Below are 20,950 nucleotides of genomic sequence, written 5' to 3'. Positions count from 1 at the left end.
CATGTCGCGCAGAGGAAACTGCTACGACAACGCGCCCATGGAAAGCTTCTGGGGCAGCTTGAAAAATGAGCTGGTGCACCATCAACGCTACGCGACCCGGGCCGACGCGAAAGCTGCGATACAGGAATACATCGAAAGCTTTTACAACCGCCAGCGGCGCCACTCGCGCCTCGGCAATGTTCCGCCCGCGTTGTTTGCTGAAAAATTCAGCAAACAACCACAGGCGGCTTGAAACAAGAGTGTCCGCTATTGACAGTACACCTCAGTCAGCTGGACTCGCCGTCCACAATAGCAATCTCACCAGCGAAACAGTATCCGACTGAATGCACAGTACGGATCGGGATATCGACGCCAGCCTGACTGACGATTTTTGCACGCAGGCGACGCACTAGCGAATCCAACGAACGGCCGCTATGGTAGTCGTCGCGCTGATACAGCTTGGTCAAAATAGTCTTTTTTTGTACCGGCAGGCCGGGCTTGCTTGCCAGTAATTCGAGAAATATCAATTCCTTCAGGCTGAGTGCTACCTGAACATCCTGTGCAAGGTGGAGTTCCCATTGCGTAGAAAAAATAGTCCACCGCTCCGAGATTTCCGGTGCTTCCACGGCCGTTTTCTTTACGCGCTGCGCGATACTACCAATCACCGCTGACAGTTCACGGCAATCCACGGGCTTGACCAGATACTGGTCTGCGCCGCAGTGATAACCTTTGAGCTTGTCCTCTATTGCGCTACGGGCGGTCAAGATGACGATACCCATATTGGTATTGGCTCGCACATATTCGGCCAGTACGTAGCCATCTTGATCCGGCAGGCCAACATCGATCACGGCTATCTGGCAATCGCATTTCGGCAAAGCCTGATAAAACTCAGCCGCATTGCGGACCGCAATGATATGCATGCCGTTCAGTTCGAGCCATTCCACCACGCTATCTCGCAAATCCTCATCATCTTCTACTAATAACACTCTAATTTTCAATGGCACCGCTTTGCGCCTCCTCTATAGGAAAAGGTAAGGTGATGGTCGCTGAAGTACCGCCTCCAGGACGATTCATCAGAAGTATGCTGCCCGCATGCTGACCAATAATGCGCCGGACCAGATATAGGCCGATGCCGCTGCCGGCGATGAAACCGGTGCGGCTGCCACGAAAATACTTTCCATAGACCAGATCCAGCTCATACTCAGGAATACCGGTGCCATTGTCGTCTACGGTGAGGAGCAATGTACCATTGTTTTTCCTCAATTTAACACGAACAATCCCTTGTTTCGGCCCATATTTGATCGCATTATCGAGCACATTCAAGACCGCAGTCTTCAGCAACTTGCGATCCCCGTAAAAGACGATGGGTTTCGTACATTCAAACTCAAGTCGTGGCGCACGCTCGCTCCAGAAATGGGCGGCTTCTTCAATGACACTGCAAAGAAAGTCGGGCATCAGGATCGGTTCGTGGAGGATAGCCGCTTTCCCGTCACTATTTTGGTCCCTTTGCAGCGCGGTTTCCGCCACTTCAACCAATCGCAATACCGCACGTTGCATTTTTTCGAGATTGGAACCGAGGTGTTTAGCGCCAGACCGCTCCTTATTCTGCAGAATGTCCAGATTCGTCCGGATGACAGCCAGCGGTGTACGGTATTCGTGCGAAAACATCTCCACGAAGCGGGTCTGATTTTCCAGCACTTCCTGTTTGGACTCCAATGACAGCAACAGTTGATGCTTGATACGCTCAAAATACAGCAGCAGCAAGGCAGGGAAAAATAACAAGGTTCCCGCGAGCGGCACCAGATAGACGGCTACGATATGGATCTGGGACATCAATGCCGCACTGACTGCCACAGGCTTGTAGAGTAATACGACAATGCGCAAGATATGCGCGGTAATCAGCATCAATAAACCGATAATCGCCATTTCCCGAGCATAGCCAAGCTTGCTGGAAGCGGCTTCCGGATGTCGTGCCAATAAGGTTTGCAGGCACAGTACAAAAACCAGAATCAGGCTGGCACTGCTAAGGCAGGCGCGGGAGAAAAACCCCGCGTTGTTTTCTATTAGTAGAAGATACGAACATGCAAATAAAGCGATGAGAAAATACGCCCAGCGGCTTCTTTGCCTCCCAAAAAAAGCTCTAAGCCCGACCCACACGACGACACAGCCAGAAAACAATGCAGTATTCCCCACCATTAACATCAAGCCTGGTGGGCGGAAAGCATTGAATATGATGATGGTCATTCCAACGGCGGTCAGCACTCCGGAAATGGCCCACAGCCGCGTATAACGCTCGATGGGCGCGGCAAAATAGACGCCAATCATCGTTGCCGAAATACATAACTGTGTAATGGATAATGCAATGCTTGCTGTTAGATGATCCATGGGGACAGTTTGTTCGGATAGCGTAAGAGTAGGCCGCCGGTCAAACTCTCCAGCTTGAGCGATGGCCATATCAGGTGCTTGAAACAGCCTATGGTCTTTTCCTTGAACGAATACGGCAGGCAGCCCTTGTCGTCACGCTTCGATGATTTTTCGCTATTTCGCCATATTGGCAAGAAACTTTTAGCCTATCCGGTATTTTGCATATTTTACCAGATCGGCAAAGGCCAAAAATCAGAAGCCTTTGCTCGCGACCAGCCAGACACGCACCGACGACGGCTTGGCCAACATTGACGGCGCCGCACCCAGATGCGTCGCCACAGAAACGCTCGCGCGCCACTGGTCGGGACCAGCCCAGTTCAGGCCGACACCTGTGCCAGACAGGGTCGCGCTATTCTCTGCCTTACTCCACGGATGGCGGTTAACTTTGACATATGCACTGTCAATGAAGGCCAGCACCTGCCATTTCCCCAACAGCAATGTCCCAAGCTCATGGCGCATTTCCACCGTGCCGGCATAACCGGTGTCGCCAGAAAGAACGCCGCTGTCATAGGCGCGGACAGTGTAGGGACCACCGGCTGTCATTTTTTCAGCAGAGTCAAGATTGCCGTCAGCCCATTGTCCACTCAAGTTGATGTACAGCGAGTCGCGGAGCGTCAGCCCCTGCAGGCGGGCGATATTGGCATTCCACTTCGAGTATCCGCCACCGGTGCGTGCGGTAGCGGCATCCGCCGCTGCAGCTGAGAGAGTATCAAAACGACCACGACCACTGGTCCAGCTCAGACTGGCGATGCTCGTGCCGCCGCCCAGCAGGCCATCGCGCAAGTCACCGCTCACGCTCGCTATCCAGTTATGCAATTGCCGGTCGGTGCGCAGACTGCTGACATCGATATGATCGCGCAGATTTTTGGCATCGTATTGCAATTGCGCATAGAAGTTGTATTGCTTAGTGCGAATCAATGGCTGTTTCACCCACAAGCTGGCAAGCTTGGCGGTACCATTGGCATCAAGCGCACGGGCGGTGCTACCTAACTTGTAATGCAATGCGGAATAAGCGCCCCCGATCCGAGTACCCTGGCCGTTGAGCAAGGTATCGTATCCTACCCGGCCATAATTCATGCCCTCCCCCGTACTGATGAGGTTGACGCTCAGGATATCGCCATGATGAAACGGATTGACGATATTAAAGTTGCCGCTCAGGCGAGTGCGCCCGATATAGCGGTTGCCGTAATTGTCCAGCGCAATATTAGCCAGGGGAACCCGGTTGTAGCGCGCCTCGACATCCATGTCGGCCGTGCCTACTGCCGAGCCCGGCTTGAGAATCGCATTCACGCCAACGCCTGGCACATCGGACAGCAACAGCAAGGCACGATTGAGTTCGACATCGGCAATCAATTGCCCTCCGCTGAGCGAAGCCAGGCTGGCATGGAGCAAGGCGTCGCTGACTTCGCTGCGATTGTTGAGCCGGACTTTGCCGTAGTGTGCCTCGACGATTTGAATGAGGATGACGCCGTCGGTGATCGACTGAACCGGAATGATAGCCCGCGTCATTGGAAAGCCACGGTCCTGGTAGTACGCCGTGATTCGCCCTGCCAGCTCGTCGAGTTGCGGCAACGTCAGGCTTTTACCTTCCTGATCGGCAACCAGCGCGTGCAGCGTCTGTGTGGCAAACGCGGTATTGCCGGTGATGCGCAGCGCGCTCACTTGAATTGGCTGTGACGGAGGCAAGCTGGCATCGGTTTTCGGCTTGACCTCAAGCGTCGGCGCATTCGGCTTCACAACAGCAGGAATTGCCGGTTGCAATTGCTGCAAAATCGAACCGGCATTGGGCGTCGTTTGAGGCTCGGCGGCATAGGCATCGAGCGGTACCAGCAACAATGCGGCATACAGGGGCTTCATCAACAAGGGCTGCTTGAATAGGGTGGTCATGTAATTTCTTATTCTGTGATGCTGGTGGCGACGAGCGGCAACTGTATGCCGCCATTTTGAATTTGCAGCGTCGGCGCAGGCGTGCCGAATCCTGTCGCGGTATTGAGCGGCGACGCGCCGGCGCCTTCCTGCGCACGCGCGGCATCGCCACTGCCGGCGCCAGTCCGCTGCACTACCAGTGTCGACGACAAGTTCAATGCTTGCGGCTGCGCCGACGCTTGCGGCGGCAATACGGACGACTGCACTTGCGTTACCACGCTCTGAATCTGCTGCATCTGCGTGGCGCTGACATTCACGACCGGCGTGTCTGGCACAACAACAGGCGCGGCCTTGATGCTGGCGAATGCGCGCTCTTGTCCGGTAATGCGGTAGTTGCCGATATCGGCCCCACCATAAACACTGCTCAGATTCACTGCCTTGCCGACGCCAACGGCCGTGTCGGAGAACTGGCCGGTCGAGGCAATCGTAATCACATCCGAACCGAACTTGCCCGCCAGCGTGGCATTGCTGGTGTTGACCGTGGCTCCCGTGGTGGCGTCATACACTTTATCGGCCACGGTGATGCCGCTGACCGTAATCGATGCTGGCGTAATGTTACCGGTTAGCATGTTTCGATCGATGAAATTGTAGTTGCTGGCATCGGCACCGGTCAGGCCGTAACCGCTGATAGTCACCGATTTATTGGCGCCGACATTTTTGTCTGCGAAGCTGGCAGTTCGCGTACCGCTCAACGAAACGCTGTCGCTACCAAGGACGCCGGAAAGAGCGGCGTTGCCGTTCAGTACCGCCGAGATCGTGGCATCGTAGACCTTGTCCGCGACAGATAAGCCCGTCAGTGACAGATCGGCCTTGCCGATGGTCGCCGTCAGGCCCGTCGGTTGCGTGACGACGTAGTTGCCCGCGTCCAGGCCACCCAGGCTGAAACCGGACACGCTCACCGCCTTGTTAGCGCCCGCATCCTTGGTCGCAAAGTGGCCGACACCCTGGTCGCCAAGGATGAGGTTGTCTCCCACGATCATGCCGGAATACGCCACGTTTGTGGCACTCAAGGTCGCCGTCGTCGTCGCATCGTAGGTTTTATCCAGGGCATTGATGCCCGTCAGGGTGATGCCCTTGGCTGTGACCGTATAGCTGCTGCCCGCGGTGCCCATCACATTGTAGTTGGCCGCCAGGCCACCATTGCTACTGCTGCCAACGCCCAGACCGCTGGTACTGCCCAGCGCCGCGCTGGCTTGTACATTCTTGCTGGTCAGGTTGGACACGTCGCCGGAGCCGGTGACGCTGAAGGTCTGTCCCGCCACGCCGGTAGCTGTCAGCGTGCCGCCCGCGACCAACGCCGTGCCATCATAGGTCTTGCTGCCGGACAGGATCAGGTCGGCCTTGTGGATGGTGGCCGTCACGCTAGCCGGCTGCACCAGGTTGTAATTGCCCGCATCCATGCCCGTCAGCGCATAGCCGCTGACGGTGACGGCCTTGCCGGTGCCGGCGTTGGCGTCGGCGAAGCTGCCGCTGCCCGTGCCGACGACGGAGACGACGTCGCTCAGCAAGGCGTTGACCCCGGCCGTGCCGCTCAAGCTCGCGCCGGTGCCCGCATCATAGGTTTTATTCACGGCGCCTATGCCCGACACCGCCAGGTCCGCCTTGCCGATGGTCGCCGTCAGGCCCGTCGGTTGCGTGACGACGTAGTTGCCGGCGTCCACGCCGCCCAGGCTGAAGCCAGAGACGGTAACGGTTTTATTCGCGCCGGCATCCTTGGTCGCAAAGTGGCCGACACCCTGGCCACCCAGGGTGACGTTGTCCCCCGCGATCATGCCGGAGTACGCCACGTTCGCCGTATTCAAGGTCGCCGTCGTCGTCGCATCGTAGGTTTTATCCACGGCGCCGATGCCCGTCAGGGTGATGCCCTTGGCGGTGACGGTATAGCTGCTGCCCGCCGTGCCCAGCACATTGTAGTTGATGGACGAGCCGCCATTATTGCTGCTGCCCAGCATGAGGCCCGTGGCGCTAGCCAGCGCCGCTCCTGCTTGCACATTCTTGCTGGCCAGGTTGGAAACATCGCCGGAACCGCTGACGCTGAAAGTCTGTCCCGCCACGCCGGTTGCCGTCAGCGTGCTGCCCGCGACAGCCGCCGAGCCATCGTAGGCCTTGCCGCCAGACAAGACCAGGTCGGCCTTGTGGATGGTGGCCGTCACGCCGGCCGGCTGCACCAGGTTGTAGTTGCCCGCATCCATGCCCGTCAGCGCATAGCCGCTGACGCTGACGGCCTTGCCGGTGCCGGCGTTGGCGTCGGCGAAGCTGCCGCTGCCCGTGCCGACGACGGAGACGACGTCGCTCAGCAAGGCGTTGACCCCGGCCGTGCCGCTCAAGCTCGCGCCGGTGCCCGCATCATAGGTTTTATTCACGGCGCCTATGCCCGACACCGCCAGGTCCGCCTTGCCGATGGTCGCCGTCAGGCCCGTCGGTTGCGTGACGACGTAGTTGCCGGCGTCCACGCCGCCCAGGCTGAAGCCAGAGACGGTAACGGTTTTATTCGCGCCGGCATCTTTGGTTGCAAAGTGGCCGACACCCTGGCCACCCAGGGTGACGTTGTCCCCCGCGATCATGCCGGAGTACGCCACGTTCGCCGTATTCAAGGTCGCCGTCGTCGTCGCATCGTAGGTTTTGTCCACGGCGCCGATGCCCGTCAGGGTGATGCCCTTGGCGGTGACGGTATAGCTGCTGCCCGCCGTGCCCAGCACATTGTAGTTGATGGACGAGCCGCCATTATTGCTGCTGCCCAGCATGAGGCCCGTGGCGCTAGCCAGCGCCGCTCCTGCTTGCACATTCTTGCTGGCCAGGTTGGAAACATCGCCGGAACCGCTGACGCTGAAAGTCTGTCCCGCCACGCCGGTTGCCGTCAGCGTGCTGCCCGCGACAGCCGCCGAGCCATCGTAGGCCTTGCCGCCAGACAAGACCAGGTCGGCCTTGTGGATGGTGGCCGTCACGCCGGCCGGCTGCACCAGGTTGTAGTTGCCCGCATCCATGCCCGTCAGCGCATAGCCGCTGACGCTGACGGTTTTTCCAGTACCGGCGTTGGCGTCGGCAAAGCTGCCGCTACCCGTGCCGACGAGCGAGACGACGTCACTCAGCAAGCCGTTCACGCCGGCCGTGCCGCTCAGTGTTGCGCCGGCGCTTGCATCATAGGTTTTATTCACGGCGCCTATGCCCGACACCGCCAGGTCCGCCTTGCCGATGGTCGCCGTCAGGCCCGTCGGTTGCGTGACGACGTAGTTGCCGGCGTCCACGCCGCCCAGGCTGAAGCCAGAGACGGTAACGGTTTTATTCGCGCCGGCATCTTTGGTTGCAAAGTGGCCGACACCCTGGCCACCCAGGGTGACGTTGTCCCCCGCGATCATGCCGGAGTACGCCACATTCGCCGTATTCAAGGTCGCCGTCGTCGTCGCATCGTAGGTTTTGTCCACGGCGCCGATGCCCGTCAGGGTGATGCCCTTGGCGGTGACGGTATAGCTGCTGCCCGCCGTGCCCAGCACATTGTAGTTGATGGACGAGCCGCCATTATTGCTGCTGCCCAGCATGAGGCCCGTGGCGCTAGCCAGCGCCGCTCCTGCTTGCACATTCTTGCTGGCCAGGTTGGAAACATCGCCGGAACCGCTGACGCTGAAAGTCTGTCCCGCCACGCCGGTTGCCGTCAGCGTGCTGCCCGCGACAGCCGCCGAGCCATCGTAGGCCTTGCCGCCAGACAAGACCAGGTCGGCCTTGTGGATGGTGGCCGTCACGCCGGCCGGCTGCACCAGGTTGTAGTTGCCCGCATCCATGCCCGTCAGCGCATAGCCGCTGACGCTGACGGTTTTTCCAGTACCGGCATTGGCGTCGGCAAAGCTGCCGCTACCCGTGCCGACGAGCGAGACGACGTCACTCAGCAAGCCGTTCACGCCGGCCGTGCCGCTCAGTGTTGCGCCGGCGCTTGCATCATAGGTTTTATTCACGGCGCCTATGCCCGACACCGCCAGGTCCGCCTTGCCGATGGTCGCCGTCAGGCCCGTCGGTTGCGTGACGACGTAGTTGCCGGCGTCCACGCCGCCCAGGCTGAAGCCAGAGACGGTAACGGTTTTATTCGCGCCGGCATCTTTGGTTGCAAAGTGGCCGACACCCTGGCCACCCAGGGTGACGTTGTCCCCCGCGATCATGCCGGAGTACGCCACATTCGCCGTATTCAAGGTCGCCGTCGTCGTCGCATCGTAGGTTTTGTCCACGGCGCCGATGCTCGTCAGGGTGATGCCCTTGGCGGTGACGGTATAGCTGCTGCCCGCCGTGCCCAGCACATTGTAGTTGCCCGCCAGGCCGCCATTGCCGCTGCTGCCCAGGCCGAGACCCGTGGTGCTGCCCAGTGCCGCACCGGCTTGCACATTCTTGCTTACCAGGTTGGACGCGTCGCCGGCGCCGGTGACGCTGAAGGTCTGTCCGGCCACGCCAGTGGCCGTCAGCGTGCCGCCCGCCACGGACGTGCCGCCGTCGTAGGTCTTGCCGCCCGACAGGATCAGGTCGGCCTTGTGGATGGTGGCCGTCACGCCGACCGGCTGCACCAGAGTGTAGTTGGCCGCATCCATGCCCGTCAGCGCATAGCCAGTGACGGCGACGGTTTTTCCAGTACCGGCGTTGGCGTCGGCGAACGTACCAGTGGCGGCGCCACCGGCCAGGGACACGATATCGCCGCCGACCAGGTCTGACGCCGAAATGCCCGCCCCCGTGAGCGTGGCGCTGGTGGTGCCATCGTAGGTCTTGTCACTGGCAGACAGGCCACCGAGGTTGATGCTTTTGGGCGTGATCGTCCCCGTCTTGCTGTCGAGGCCATTCAGGTAATAGTGTTGGCCATTGTGGGCAATCGTGGTGCCGCCGCCACTGAACGTGACGCCAGTGATCGTCACCGACTTGTTGGCGCCGGCATTCTTGTCGGTAAAAGTGGCCGTCTGGCCGGCAGTATCGAGCGTCAGTCCGCCCGGCATGGCCAGCAGGCTGTTGAGCCCGGCCAAGCCGGCGTTCGTCGTGCCGTCATAGACCTTGGGTGCTACCGTAGCGCTCAAATTGACTGCCATATAGGCAGTCAGCTGACCGGGATTGTTGATGTACGTAGTGTAATCGGTCGGTGTGTCATAACTGCTCGGGTTGTAATAGATGCTGACGGCGCTTGCACCACCCACGAGGAAAATATTGCTATGAATGGCGCTGGGGTCATCAAAGATGACGGTGCCCATGCCCCTGGCGCCATTGTCGGCCCGCAGCACGATGTTGCCGCCCCCTTGCGCCTCGATACCGCCGCCAAGATCGCTGACTGATCCGCCGAAAGAGACGCCATTCGTCAATCTGAACTGAACATGGCGATAGGCACTCAGCGTCAGCGTCGTATTGCTGGTCCAGTTAGGGATGCTGGGATAGCCGACGACGGAGTAGTCATTGCCGAAACCGATGCCATCGAGGATGATGATATCGCCATTGCCGGCGCTGCCAGGGGTACACGTCGTGCCCGTGCAACTGGCGGTGGTTCCGCTGGTCTTGATGGTCACGTTGCCATTATTGAGCGCCGTCGACAGGACGCGCGTGTCGACGTTGATGCCGTAACCATTTCCCCAGATACTCGCATTGCCGATTAGGATATCATCGGGATCGAGCAGCCATTCTCCCGCAGCGCCCTGCGGCGCAGCCGTACTGACGGCGGCGCTGGCCTTGACGTTCAAGGCCTTGCCGGAGGTCTCCACCTTGCCACCGTTGCCGGCAAGCGCGCCGCCGCGCGCCGTGATACTGCCATTGAATTGCGTGCTGTTGTCGGACCAGACCGCCACATTGCCGCCATTGCCGCGGCTGATGGCATCGGCCTTGATCGAGGCGCCAGCGTCGACCAGGGTCGTGTGCGCGCGTTGCTCGCTGCCGCCACCGAGGAAATTGCCGCCGACCAATGCCGTGCCGCCGCCCTCGCCAGACACGTCAATCACGCTGCCTGCCGCCAGCTTGACCGTGCCACCCAGCACTTTCGCGCTGCCGCCACCTGCGCCGCCGCTACCGGACGCGTCGAGCGTGCCGCTATTCGTCGCGCTGCCCGCACTGCCCGCCGCCAGCACAATGGAACCGTTGACATTCTGCACGCTACGCGCCTGAACGATGCCCGTGTTATTGATCACGCTGGCAAGCAGCGCATCCCTGGCGCCGGCCGAAAGCCAGACCGCGCCGCCGTCGGCCTTGATGAGGCCGCCATTTTCGGCCAGGTTGTTCAGCGTGCTCTGCTTGACCTGCATATGCACCAGGCTATCGCCGGCGAACGACAGCGTGACGTCGCTGCCGGCGCCCAGCGCCGCCGTGCCCGCCGCCGCGTCGATGCTGCCTTGATTGCTGACCGTATTGGCGATGAAGGCAACATAGCCGCCATGGGCCGCATTGATGCTGCCCTGGTTGATGATGCTGCCCGTGCCGCTGCCGCTGAAATGGCGCGTCGCGCCATTCAGGTCCGCATCGCCGATATCGAGCGTGGAGGCCACCAGGCCACCGACGTTGATGTGCGATCCGGCGCCAAACAGCACGCCATTCGGGTTGATCAGGTAGACCTGGCCATTGGCATTGAGGCGGCCGAAGAACTGCGTGGCATTCGTGTCGCCGATGCGGTTGACGGCAATGGCGCTGGCCGATGGCTGGACGAAATTGACCGTTTCCTGGGTTGTGGTATTGAACGACTGCCAGTGCAATGACAGGTTCTGGCTCGCTTGCGTCACCGTGGTGGTGGCACCGTTCTGGCTGATGGAGCCGTTGCCGGCGGTCACCTGGCCGCCTGTCGGCCCCGCCATGGCGACAGGGGCGGCCGCCAGCAAGGCGCTGAAGAGGATGCTGCGATTGGCGGCCTTGCCCCGGCCCCTGGTGCGTTCCGGCACGATGACCCAGGCGTGGTGCACATGGCTCCAGATGAGTCGATAAATTCTGTTCATGGAAGCATGGCGCATGGTGGTTTCTCTGGTTGGCGGTCCGATGCGCAGATGGCATGCCGCTTGTTGTCTGTACGTTAATTAATTGGCAGAAAATCTGCCCAGATGCTCGGCAACCCGGCGGTCAAGCGCCGGCTTCCACTCTGCCGGCATCACTTGATTGACCAGTTGAGCAATACGCTTGATCTCGGCCAGCGTTGCCGCATTGTTTGTGGTGGCTCTGGCAGCGCTGTTCCACATATATATCTTCGCCAGGCTGGCCGGCGTCAGCGCACCGGTGGCCGGGTCCGGCGCGCTGTTGGCATACAGAATGGCCACCGGTAAATAGGCCGGGGCATACCCTTCGGCAGCGGCATGCTCCAGCCATGACAGGGCCAGCGCCGGATTGGCGTCGCCGCCCTCGCCCTGCCCCAGCATCACGCCCAGGCGGTATTGCGCCAGATGGTCGCGGTTTTCCGCGGCCTGCTGATACCAGTAACGCGCTGCCGCCAGATTCTGCGGCACTTCCGTGCCATCCTTGTAATAATCGGCGATGCGCAGCATGGCCGGCGCCGAGCCTGCCTGCGCCGCTTGCGCGCACAGCCCCAGGCCGTGCTCGACATCCTTGCCGACGACCTGCCCGCGGATGTACATCTGACCGGCAGAACACAGCGCATACACGATGCCCGCCTGCGCCGCCTTGCGGTACCACGCTTCGGCCGCCTTGCCGTCGGCCGCCTGGCCGATCCCGTCAGCCAGGCAATCGCCAAAAAATTGATGCGCGGCCGGAATGTTGCCCTGCGCAGCCTTGCCGAACCAGGCGCAGGCGGCGGCAGGATTGCGCGCGCGGCCCCACCCTTCGCGCTCGATCAAGCCCAGGTTGAATTGCGCCAGGGGGTTGCGGGCGGCGACGCGCGCGTATGCCTTGTAGGCGAGTGCATATTCGTGAGCGGCCAGTGCCTTGTCGGCCTGTTTCAATTCAGTGCTCAGCTCGCGTGGCGCGGCGCCGGCCTGTAACGCGACAAGCAGCGCTGCGATCAGCGCTGCAACAGCCAGGATACGCAAAGTAAATACTCCAGATAAAGTCATCAGCGGTGGCATGCGCATCCACATGCCACCGGTTCAAGGACGATCAGATCGTCAAGGGCAAGCTTAGTCCCGGCTTGGATACATGCCGTTGGTGGCCGCGATGTAGTACGTCAATGCAATGTAAGACGGCCTGTTATCAATTGCATCACCGCCGCCGAAGGTAATCGTCGGGCCTGCGGCCGTTGCGGTGCCGCCAATGGCGCCTGCCAGCGTCTTGGCGGGCATCGACACACTGGCCGTGCTGGCAGGAACCGTGACCGACACGCTGCCGCCGCTGATGGCGCCGGCATTCAGCGTCGCATCCGGTGCCGACGAGACATAGATGCTAGACGAAGCAGCAGGTGCCTTGCCCAGGTAGGCGCCCGAAGGCGAAGCGACGCCGTTGGTCGTATTGGCCACATTCATTTTCAAGTCCGTTACCGTGCCGGTGCCCGTGGCAGCGGCAATGGCTACCGTGCCGTTCAGCGCAGGCAAGTCCACGCTGACCTTCAGCTGGCTCAGATCGACTGGAATGGCGCCCACCTTGAAGGAAATCGGTGGCAACTGTGCAACTGTCAGACTGATGGCATCGTTCCCCGCCTTGTCGCCGGCCAGGTAGCTCGTGCCGTTGGCGCCAACCATAAACCTGCCGCGCAGGTCAGGCAGCTTGAACATGCTCGTGCCAGTGCTGCCGTAAGTAGTGCCGATCAGCGAATACAGCGCCGCATTGATATTGATTGGCATGTCCTGGCCGGCGGCCAGCACGTACTGCCGATTGAAACTGCCGAAATTGAAAGGCACGGCCATGATGCAGATGCTCGCCAGGACGGGGGTGTCGGAACAGGCATAGCTGTTCGGCGTCCAGGCGGCCGATACGATGCCGGCGATCAGTGCGGCGCGAGAAAAGTGCTTCTTGACTACAGATTTCATTTCTTATTTCCCCTTGATGTAAAGCAAACGTTTTATGTGCTGCGTAAACTTTCTGCATTGCCAGTGCGCCTTGACGTAATCGATGCACCGGCCCTTCACTAGCCGCTAGCCGCTAGCCGCTAGCGCCAGGATGAAGAATTTTTTCCAGGAGGCTGACAAGCTCCGCGATACGCCGCTGTGCATCAACGAATTCGATGACGCCAGGAACAGTTGACGCATGTTCAATAGCAAGAAAATCCGGACCGAGAATTGCGGAGATATAAGTCTTGACATGCTGGATCCCTGCCATGCTGAGATACTCGAGTGCAGTTGCAGGGGCAGGCCCTGGAGACCCGCACGAAAATGCCGCGTTTGGCAAAGCGGCGTAGAGTGTTTTCGAGGCGGCGGAATCGGCCAATGCGGCAAGCACCACGCCATAAATCTGCTCAGATAGTTTTACGCCGCCCTCGGCATCGGAGTTGCCGTAAACAGTCAATAATTGAAGAAGCGTGCTCAGGCTCCATGCATGCGGCACGATATCGTACTGATTGTGGATCAGCACATTCCAGCTCTGCCAAGGCTGCTCTCCGGCAGACTTCCGCGGAAAGGCTTGGCCAAACCGATTGGAAAAGGTTTTATTTCCGGGAGATGCTCCGGCGGTCGGGTAAACCTGTATCCGCTCAAATGCCGACAGTGCGCCATGTTCCTTCAGGTACAAGGCAAAAGTCGGCGCCAGCGCACCGGCAAGGCTATGCCCGGTGAAGGTAATGCGCGCCCCGGCGCTTGCCGTGCCGTTGAGCTGCCCGATAAAATCGGAAAGACTGGTCTGCCCGTGGGCCGGATCCGTCGGCTTCAATGCAGCAATGTGCCTGACGCCCGTCGCGGTGCCCTTGGAAATGACGGGCATGAGAGAGTCGCGCGAAACGACAGTGGAAGGCTGTACTGCGGGATTATAGTGCGCCCAGCTGACGGTAGACGACACCGTGAAATCTTCCACGATCCAGTCATAACCGGATATTAAATTGGTTGCGGCAATAGCAACCACATAGCTTGCCGCTGTGGTCCCATCTTCAAATGTGACTTCGGGATTATAAAAAACAACCGCGGCATTTTCCATGACTCTGGAGTCTGCTCTGCGCCAGACAGCTGGCCCCCATACGATTTGCCAGTCGCTCCCCAAGCCTGCCGCGACCGCTGGCGTGGACAATGCCAACTGTATATTCTCCGCAAGCTGGGTTTCAAGCGGGTCCCCATGCGTACCCGGAACATAGCGATCTTTTGCTATATAGTTAGAAGCCAGGTTCGATAATAAGGACAGGGTAAACGTCTGCTGAAAAACATCAAAATTTGCTGACATGATCTCTTTCTTTGCCAAGAAATTACGTGAGAAAAACTGCTTACCGATGAATAGAATTTTAATGGTCGATCTTAAATATCATGCTCAGATTGCTCTTCTTTCTTATTTTCCTGGCCAAGATTGGTACGGCGGCATTTCTATTTCTTTTGGAATAAAAGAGACCGGATTGACAGCTTGAGCAATACCCCTAGCATTCTTTCATTAATCATTATCTTACCGAGGCTTTAATTGGCTTAGTATAGGGATTAAGTTGCTTCAGTGACAAACTACCAATACCCACCGGAAGTGACCAATTGTGACGTCCGTTCACTATTCCCTTCTAAAAAAATTACTGGTTTTTACATAGGGTACGCTTCAAGACCCGCCTGGTTATAAACACGTTTAACGAATAATTCTGGCTTTTTTGCCTGCCATTTCTTCATTGCCTGAATCGGCGTTTCGTTGTTGAGAGCACGCTGTGGGATGTTGTGGTTATAGATTTTCAGGTAATTGCGCAGTGTCGATTCGAGTTCGGCCCTGGACGCGAAACGGGTCTGATTGACGATCTCGCTGATGCGGCCGTTGAAGCGTTCCACCATGCCGTTGGTCTGAGGATGACGTGGCGGGATCAGGCGATGTTCGATCAACAGCTGTCTGCATAGAACGTCAAACGAGTGCTTGCCGCTGGGAACCGGCCTGCAGAAGCCGACGATCGTGCGGTCCCGGGGCATTGGGAGGGTGACCTGATCATCGGACTAAAGCGGTCAGCGATCGGAAAGCTTCTTCTCGACGCTTAAGACCGAGCGCCTGAGCAAAAAGCACTACCAGACCCGGGATGATTTACGCGCTGATGTGTTCGACTATGTAGAAAGGTTCTACAATCCACATCGACGTCATTCCACCATTGGCTACATCGGCCCGGTACAGTTTGAAAATCAAAAATGCGCCTAACGGAAGCGTCCGTATTAATGGGGGAATGCCATTTCGACTACACGCAAGGACGTTTCTGCCAGATGATGCGTTTTCAATCTGGACTGACCGACGAAGCCATCGAAAACCGGATCGCGCGCGCCTTGAAAAATATCGATCGTGCGGCAACTGCCGGCGCGCCGGAGGCGAGAGCTAATCGCGCCACGCATGCCGCGCTTACCGATCATTTCGACCATGACCTCCCGGATCTGTTGACTGCGCTTGCCCGCACCTTCCTTTGCGAAGGGAATGACCGGTCAATTCGTGTCAAGACCAGGTTGCTCGCTCCCTGGCAAGACCTGGTGCTGGTCGTGCCGCCTCTATTGATTACATCGACGTGGATCGCGGAGCGCGTTGCGCTACCCGGATTCGCAGCCCCGGTCTTTGGCGAGCGCCAGCAGATTCTGGCACGTATGCGCGCATGGCTGTGCGAGTCGACGCTGCCGGTGGACGACGATCCGTTTATCGATTATCTGTGCCGGGCCGAGGGCTTGGATGAAACCCACATGCATTTGAATGGGACGACTGAGGCTGAGAAAATCTGGTTCGATGCGTTGGAACGGCCCCGGCAGGTGGCCGGTGCGCTCACGGCGAAATTTATTGAAAAGGACGGCGGCCTGCGGATCGCGACAGGATGCGGCGTCCAGCGATTGCTGCACCAAGAAGATGCGATCTTGACTCCGGCCATGCTCGTTAGAGTGGAAGCTGCCGTGGTATTGAAAGTGCAGCTCCTGCATTTTTCGCTGCGACATGCGGACACGGGATGCGAGCCTGGTGCGGATGAGCCGGTGGGCACGGCCTATCGGCGTGTCCAGGATTCCTGTTTGCAACATGTGCCATTGAATCGAGTGCCTCGCGTCGTGCGCGAGGCCTGGCAACTTGTCGCGATCATGCACCGTCACATGTTCTCAATGACCGCCGCCAGCCAATCGTATAGAACGCCGCCACTCGTTCTCGTTGGTCATCGCCCGCGTTCAGATTGGGCTGCGGCCATGTCCCTATGCCAGCGAAAGACTGCTTTCGCCCCTAAGCAGTCGATCAACAAGGAAGAAAAGGCCATCGTGAGCGAGAGCGCGATGTCGTCCAATTGAAAGCAAGCAAAGCGGCCCCAGAAGGATATTTACGCCCGCTGGACAGAAGAATTGTTCGGGAGGAATAATTAATATGCATTGTTGTTATTTTTGGTGAGACTTTTCATAAAATTCTTCTGATACTATAAAATGGTTGCGAGATTGTGCAATAGAAGATTTAGAGATTTTGTCTTTATTCTCGCACCAAATCCTGAATTATTCGAAAATCTGCTCATTTCGGCTCCATAGTAATTGATCAAATTACTATGCATGTGTCTGCAGCGCCAGTCACAGCCCCGTTAATATTTTTGCTTCAACCTCTCGTGTTTTTTGGTCAATCTCTATAAGGAATAACATATGAGTGCGATAAAGAATGGTAAATTGGTTGTTATTGGTTCGGGAATAAAATCGATCGCGCATTTCACGCTAGAGTCACAGGCGCATTTGCAGCAGGCGGATATTGTGCTGTATGCCGCATCGGACCCGGTGACCGATATGTGGATCGAGCAGCAGAATCCAAATGCGTTCGATCTATATCAATACTACGGCAACGATAAAAACCGGATCATCACCTATACACAGATGATTGAACGCATCATGGAGGAGGTTAGAGCGGGTAAGTACGTGTGTGCCTTGTTCTACGGCCACCCAGGGGTGTTTGTAACGCCATCGCACAATTCCATCGAAATAGCTCGGCGTGAGGGCTATGAAGCCGAAATGTTGCCGGGTGTTTCAGCGGAGGATTGCCTGTTTGCTGATCTGGGTGTCGATCCCAGTATTCCTGGCCTGCAAACTTATGAAGCGACCGACCTACTGCTGCGCAAGAGACCGATTAACACCGAAATCAATGCCGTGGTGTGGCAGGTGGGTTGTGTGGGCGACGTTGGGTTCAAGTTCCACGGGTATGGCAACGAGAAACTCAATATCTTGCTGGACTACCTGGAAGAATTCTATTCGCCCGATCAGGAAGTCATTAACTATGTCGCCAGTATGTTCTCCATGGCCAAGCCCAAGATCGACAGGCATAGGCTTGCCGATTTCAGGGATTCTGAGGTTGCCAAGTCGGTCACAGGCATCTCGACTTTTTTCATCCCGGCCGCACGCATGGCCGACAGTGACATCTCTGCCTCTGCGAAGCTGGGTTTGAACGCAGGCAAGGCTCGCGCGACCCCGCTTATCTGCGATCACGATCTTTACCCGTCCTACAAGAAGGCAGCGTTAAAGAATATCGCCGCCCATACGATCCCTGACGGCTACAAATTCAGTCACAGCTCGAAAGCACTGTACGAACTGGTGTCCACGCTCGCACTGAATTTCGATGAATTGGGCAAATTCAAAGCCAACCCAAATGGATACCTAAAGAGCGTGCCAGGCCTGACTCCGTATGAGCGGAACATGCTCGCGATCCAACATCATGGCGCGCTTCGCATGCTCTTCAAGCGGGATCGCGACGTGGAGGCAAAGATGTTTGTTACCGAAGCGTTGAAGAATCCTCTGCTTGCCGACCGGTACGCCTCTATGCAACGGGCCGAGCATCACAAGATGAAGAGCAAGCAAATCAGCGCGGGCGGCTATGAGGCTCGCCTCGTGAAATGGCTCCTGGACGAGGGTTTCGCGACCACACCTTCAGCGGTCACCCGGGCGACCGAAGACATTGTGTTCGAGGAGGACCTGGACTTTTCCGGTGACTATAAATGCCAGTTCAACGGAGGTGGGGCGGAGCCTAACCCAAATATATCGATCGATTTGCGCGCGAATCTTGTCAAAGTCAATGACAAGGTCGTACGCGATCCCACCTTCAGTAATGACCATGTGATCTGGAAATACTCGGAACATAATAATTCCACCGCGATCCTGACGTTCTTCCGGGAAAATGAGGCCGTCAATTTGCTCGGAAAATTCTCACCAAACAGCGCAGTCCTTCCAGAGAAATTCAATTTGACCGGTGTGGTCGGATCTTCCGTCCGCTAATTCGCCGATATTTCATGAGACCACATACCATGAGCACGAATTATTCAGGTAATTACATGTCGTTCATTCTGGAGTCGGATGGCAAGACTTGGGGGGGCGGTCCAGTTATTGTAGTGAATATGGGTGCAAATACCGTGACCCTGGACGGGGTTAAGATCATCAACCCGACTATTACCGCGACGTCAATGAGCTGGCTGGCGTCGTCTGGCAACAGTTCGTCCGCATCTGTCTCATTTTATGTCAATAGCGGTAATAACGGATTTTTCGGGAAAATTGCAGAGGGCGGCGCCGACCTGCCTTCCACCAGCAATTTTTCGGGAATTTCATCGGCCGCGCCGGACGACTTGTCGGTCTGGAATGGCACTTATAACGCGTTCCAAAAGAACGGCTCTAAGTGGACCAGCGACGGTACCGTGGTCATTTCATCCCCGAATGTTTCCTATAACGGCAAGGACATCGGCAACTACGTGTACCAGGGCACGTCGGGCACAGCGAACCTGGACCAGCTGTCATGGTTTATGTCCGGCGGCAATGCACAGAACGTCATTATCGAGTTTGCCAAGGATTCGTCTGGCTATTTGACATTCTTCGGCGACAATTGGGTCAACGGCGATCAGCCGTCGGAGAATAATTTTACTGGCACAACCAAAGCAACACCCGAGCCACCGACCATCACCGTCGTGGTTGCCATAGCAATCAGCTCGTCGACGACTGAGACCACCGAAGTAACGGAAGTGACGGAGGTGACGGAGGTGACCGAAGTGACGGAAGTGACGGAAGTGACCGAGGTAACAGAGGTGACCGAAGTGGTGGAGGTAGTAGAGGTGGAGGTGGTGGAAGTGATTATCGCGGAAACGGAGCAGAACGCGCCCGTGAAAAAGCCGGCGGCGTCCGAATCCGTGAATGCGGATGCCGATGCTGCGGCGGCTAGCAAGCTGTCGCGCAAACCGAGCAACTCGTAAAGGAGGGGCAGGGGCTGCCGCCAAGTGGCTCCTGCGCTACCCGCTCCTGATTTGACATGAAAAACTATCGTCTCCTGTTTCCGGACGGCGCCGCCATGCCGGTTTTACGCCACGATACGGGTGCGAGCGATCTTGCGGCGTGGGCCAAGGCGATATTCGGCGTGGACGCACTGGAACTTATTCACCAGCTGCCCGATCCGCAAGTTTTTTCCAGCTATGTCCATCGTTTGTACTATAGGGTCAATCAGCTGAAAGACCACGCTGAGCAGATCAAAGAGCCGCTTGAGCGGATATGCAACGAAATTCTCATACCGCTGATTGGCGAGGTTCTGAAAATCCAATTCCCGCCTAGCATTCGTTGCCATCTGGCCGGGGCGGGCACAGCATCGGCCTTTCACCGAGACGGTGATCCGAAGTATGGCGTGTCAGCTCAATCGCTCAATTTATGGATTCCCTTGACGCGGGTATGGGGCACTAACTCAATTCATATCGAGGAAACCGTCGACTCCGGAATTTACCGGCCGGTTGCTTTGCAGCCAGGCGAGATGCTCGTTTTCGACGCCTATCATCTAATGCACGGCTCATACCCGAATAACACGCCATTGTCACGGATCAGTCTGGATATCCGCTTCGTACCGAAGGATGTTTCCATCGCTAGAAAATTGGGCCTGTACGCGACCCCATAATATGAGGGCGCACAATGAACCAGTGACACAAGGTTCGCTTGTGGCCGGCTGCCGTCGTTGCTAGGTATTGCCCTTAAGCGGACAGTCGAACAGTGGCCAATCGTGGTTGCGCATTGATGAATAGAACCAGATCATGAACCGTATTTACCTTCCCGTAGAAAGGGTTGTTTTCGGTCTCATCGAGCGAGTATCCCGACCGCGCGGCAATGTCCTCCAACAAGTCCTCGACGTCGTCAGAATCTATGTGCAAGTCGTCCAGGAGCATGCCAGCGTCGAATGATACCGAGTAGAGCCACGTTGATCACTCCGATCTCCTGCCGATAAGACAGGTGGAATTGTGCTACTAACGTGGGTCAGATTCCGTTGCAAATTCGTGGGGAAAGTGGGTCAATTTTCAGTGCAACTTAACACTGGCCTTGCTGCAGGCTTGACGCTGCTCATCTCGCTCGCACTACTTGCCGCTTGGCTACTGTACTTTGATGAGAATGCAGTAAGAAGGATGGGATTCGTCTATGCGGAGCGTTTGTTCGAATGCCTTCCTTCTTTGACTTCTTCGGTGCCAAGAAAAAAAGGGGCGCAAACAACTTCTACAAATTAAGCTTCTCCCGATCCAGGAACACGCCCAGGTGGTGACCGGTTGCAGCAGTTTGGCCAGCACTTCACCCGGCGACAAGGTAATTAGTACTCCGCGACATGGATAATGTTGCACAGGAAAGCGGGCACCACGTAGACTCAGCTTAAGATC

General features: G+C 57.5%; 13 protein-coding genes and 2 pseudogenes. 7 read left to right on the top strand and 8 right to left on the bottom strand.

What is annotated here, in order from left to right; all coding sequences use genetic code 11:
- A partial coding sequence (locus tag ACQ4W7_RS22795; protein ID WP_436533449.1) for an integrase core domain-containing protein occupies positions 1-232 on the top strand: 232 nt, incomplete at its 5' end.
- A gap of 34 nt (positions 233-266) precedes the next feature.
- On the opposite strand, the gene ACQ4W7_RS22790 is transcribed toward ACQ4W7_RS22795, so the two are convergent.
- The 7 genes from ACQ4W7_RS22790 to ACQ4W7_RS22760 all read right to left on the bottom strand — a co-directional run bounded on the left by ACQ4W7_RS22790 (position 267) and on the right by ACQ4W7_RS22760 (position 14,568).
- Positions 267-965 carry a response regulator transcription factor gene (locus ACQ4W7_RS22790; RefSeq protein WP_436533447.1) on the bottom strand — a complete coding sequence of 233 codons (699 nt, stop codon included), beginning with the start codon at positions 963-965 and terminating at the stop codon, positions 267-269.
- Between the two features lies 1 nt (position 966).
- Positions 967-2,433: a sensor histidine kinase gene (locus ACQ4W7_RS22785; protein ID WP_436533445.1), complete on the bottom strand. Its 1,467-nt coding sequence runs from the start codon at positions 2,431-2,433 to the stop codon at positions 967-969.
- Positions 2,434-2,595: 162 nt separating this feature from the next.
- The gene (locus tag ACQ4W7_RS22780) at positions 2,596-4,290 is read right to left on the bottom strand and encodes a ShlB/FhaC/HecB family hemolysin secretion/activation protein (RefSeq protein WP_436533443.1); all 1,695 of its coding nucleotides are present in this window, start codon (positions 4,288-4,290) and stop codon (positions 2,596-2,598) included.
- Positions 4,291-4,298: 8 nt separating this feature from the next.
- Positions 4,299-11,258, bottom strand: coding sequence for a YDG domain-containing protein (locus ACQ4W7_RS22775; protein WP_436533441.1), 6,960 nt, complete (start codon positions 11,256-11,258; stop codon positions 4,299-4,301).
- A 78-nt stretch (positions 11,259-11,336) separates the two neighbouring features.
- A complete protein-coding gene (locus tag ACQ4W7_RS22770) occupies positions 11,337-12,335 on the bottom strand; it encodes a tetratricopeptide repeat protein (protein ID WP_436533439.1) in 999 nt (332 codons plus the stop codon).
- 51 nt (positions 12,336-12,386) lie between these two features.
- Positions 12,387-13,232 carry a phage tail protein gene (locus tag ACQ4W7_RS22765; protein ID WP_436533437.1) on the bottom strand — a complete coding sequence of 282 codons (846 nt, stop codon included), beginning with the start codon at positions 13,230-13,232 and terminating at the stop codon, positions 12,387-12,389.
- 112 nt (positions 13,233-13,344) lie between these two features.
- Positions 13,345-14,568 carry a lipase family protein gene (locus ACQ4W7_RS22760; RefSeq protein ID WP_436533435.1) on the bottom strand — a complete coding sequence of 408 codons (1,224 nt, stop codon included), beginning with the start codon at positions 14,566-14,568 and terminating at the stop codon, positions 13,345-13,347.
- Between ACQ4W7_RS22760 and ACQ4W7_RS22755 the strand changes: the two genes are divergently transcribed.
- A complete protein-coding gene (locus ACQ4W7_RS22755) occupies positions 14,567-14,746 on the top strand; it encodes a hypothetical protein (protein WP_436533433.1) in 180 nt (59 codons plus the stop codon). The genes ACQ4W7_RS22760 and ACQ4W7_RS22755 overlap by 2 nt on opposite strands.
- 160 nt (positions 14,747-14,906) lie before the next feature.
- Here the strand turns inward: ACQ4W7_RS22755 and ACQ4W7_RS22750 are convergent.
- A pseudogene (locus ACQ4W7_RS22750) lies at positions 14,907-15,236 on the bottom strand (integrase core domain-containing protein); the annotation flags it as partial.
- An 85-nt stretch (positions 15,237-15,321) separates the two neighbouring features.
- On the opposite strand from ACQ4W7_RS22750, the pseudogene ACQ4W7_RS22745 reads away from it, so the two are divergent.
- The 5 genes and pseudogenes from ACQ4W7_RS22745 to ACQ4W7_RS22725 all read left to right on the top strand — a co-directional run.
- Positions 15,322-15,498, top strand: a pseudogene (locus ACQ4W7_RS22745) (IS3 family transposase); the annotation flags it as partial.
- Positions 15,489-16,607 (top strand): hypothetical protein, encoded by a 1,119-nt coding sequence (locus ACQ4W7_RS22740; protein WP_436533431.1) that lies wholly within the window; start codon positions 15,489-15,491, stop codon positions 16,605-16,607. The pseudogene ACQ4W7_RS22745 and the gene ACQ4W7_RS22740, both read left to right, overlap by 10 nt.
- A gap of 336 nt (positions 16,608-16,943) precedes the next feature.
- Positions 16,944-18,557 (top strand): SAM-dependent methyltransferase, encoded by a 1,614-nt coding sequence (locus tag ACQ4W7_RS22735; RefSeq protein ID WP_436533429.1) that lies wholly within the window; start codon positions 16,944-16,946, stop codon positions 18,555-18,557.
- A gap of 29 nt (positions 18,558-18,586) precedes the next feature.
- Complete coding sequence (locus tag ACQ4W7_RS22730) at positions 18,587-19,519, top strand: hypothetical protein (protein ID WP_436533427.1); 933 nt, start codon at positions 18,587-18,589, stop codon at positions 19,517-19,519.
- Positions 19,520-19,575: 56 nt separating this feature from the next.
- Complete coding sequence (locus tag ACQ4W7_RS22725) at positions 19,576-20,205, top strand: phytanoyl-CoA dioxygenase family protein (RefSeq protein WP_436533425.1); 630 nt, start codon at positions 19,576-19,578, stop codon at positions 20,203-20,205.
- The last annotated feature ends 745 nt before the right edge of the window (positions 20,206-20,950 follow it).

Origin of the sequence: Janthinobacterium algoris (assembly GCF_051380935.1) — a bacterium.
GTDB lineage: Bacteria > Pseudomonadota > Gammaproteobacteria > Burkholderiales > Burkholderiaceae_D > Janthinobacterium.
Note: the sequence above shows the minus strand (reverse complement) of the source record. Positions and strands in the feature narration are given on the sequence as shown.

Bases quoted from the DNA above. Each gene is read 5' to 3' on its own strand.
- ACQ4W7_RS22725 (WP_436533425.1), top strand. From the start codon at position 19,576: ATGAAAAACTATCGTCTCCTGTTTCCGGACGGCGCCGCCATGCCGGTT.
- ACQ4W7_RS22770 (WP_436533439.1), bottom strand. From the start codon at position 12,335: ATGCCACCGCTGATGACTTTATCTGGAGTATTTACTTTGCGTATCCTG.
- ACQ4W7_RS22775 (WP_436533441.1), bottom strand. From the start codon at position 11,258: ATGAACAGAATTTATCGACTCATCTGGAGCCATGTGCACCACGCCTGG.
- ACQ4W7_RS22785 (WP_436533445.1), bottom strand. From the start codon at position 2,433: ATGGCCATCGCTCAAGCTGGAGAGTTTGACCGGCGGCCTACTCTTACG.
- ACQ4W7_RS22760 (WP_436533435.1), bottom strand. From the start codon at position 14,568: ATGTCAGCAAATTTTGATGTTTTTCAGCAGACGTTTACCCTGTCCTTA.
- ACQ4W7_RS22780 (WP_436533443.1), bottom strand. From the start codon at position 4,290: ATGACCACCCTATTCAAGCAGCCCTTGTTGATGAAGCCCCTGTATGCC.
- ACQ4W7_RS22740 (WP_436533431.1), top strand. From the start codon at position 15,489: ATGCGCCTAACGGAAGCGTCCGTATTAATGGGGGAATGCCATTTCGAC.
- ACQ4W7_RS22730 (WP_436533427.1), top strand. From the start codon at position 18,587: ATGAGCACGAATTATTCAGGTAATTACATGTCGTTCATTCTGGAGTCG.
- ACQ4W7_RS22755 (WP_436533433.1), top strand. From the start codon at position 14,567: ATGATCTCTTTCTTTGCCAAGAAATTACGTGAGAAAAACTGCTTACCG.
- ACQ4W7_RS22735 (WP_436533429.1), top strand. From the start codon at position 16,944: ATGAGTGCGATAAAGAATGGTAAATTGGTTGTTATTGGTTCGGGAATA.
- ACQ4W7_RS22765 (WP_436533437.1), bottom strand. From the start codon at position 13,232: ATGAAATCTGTAGTCAAGAAGCACTTTTCTCGCGCCGCACTGATCGCC.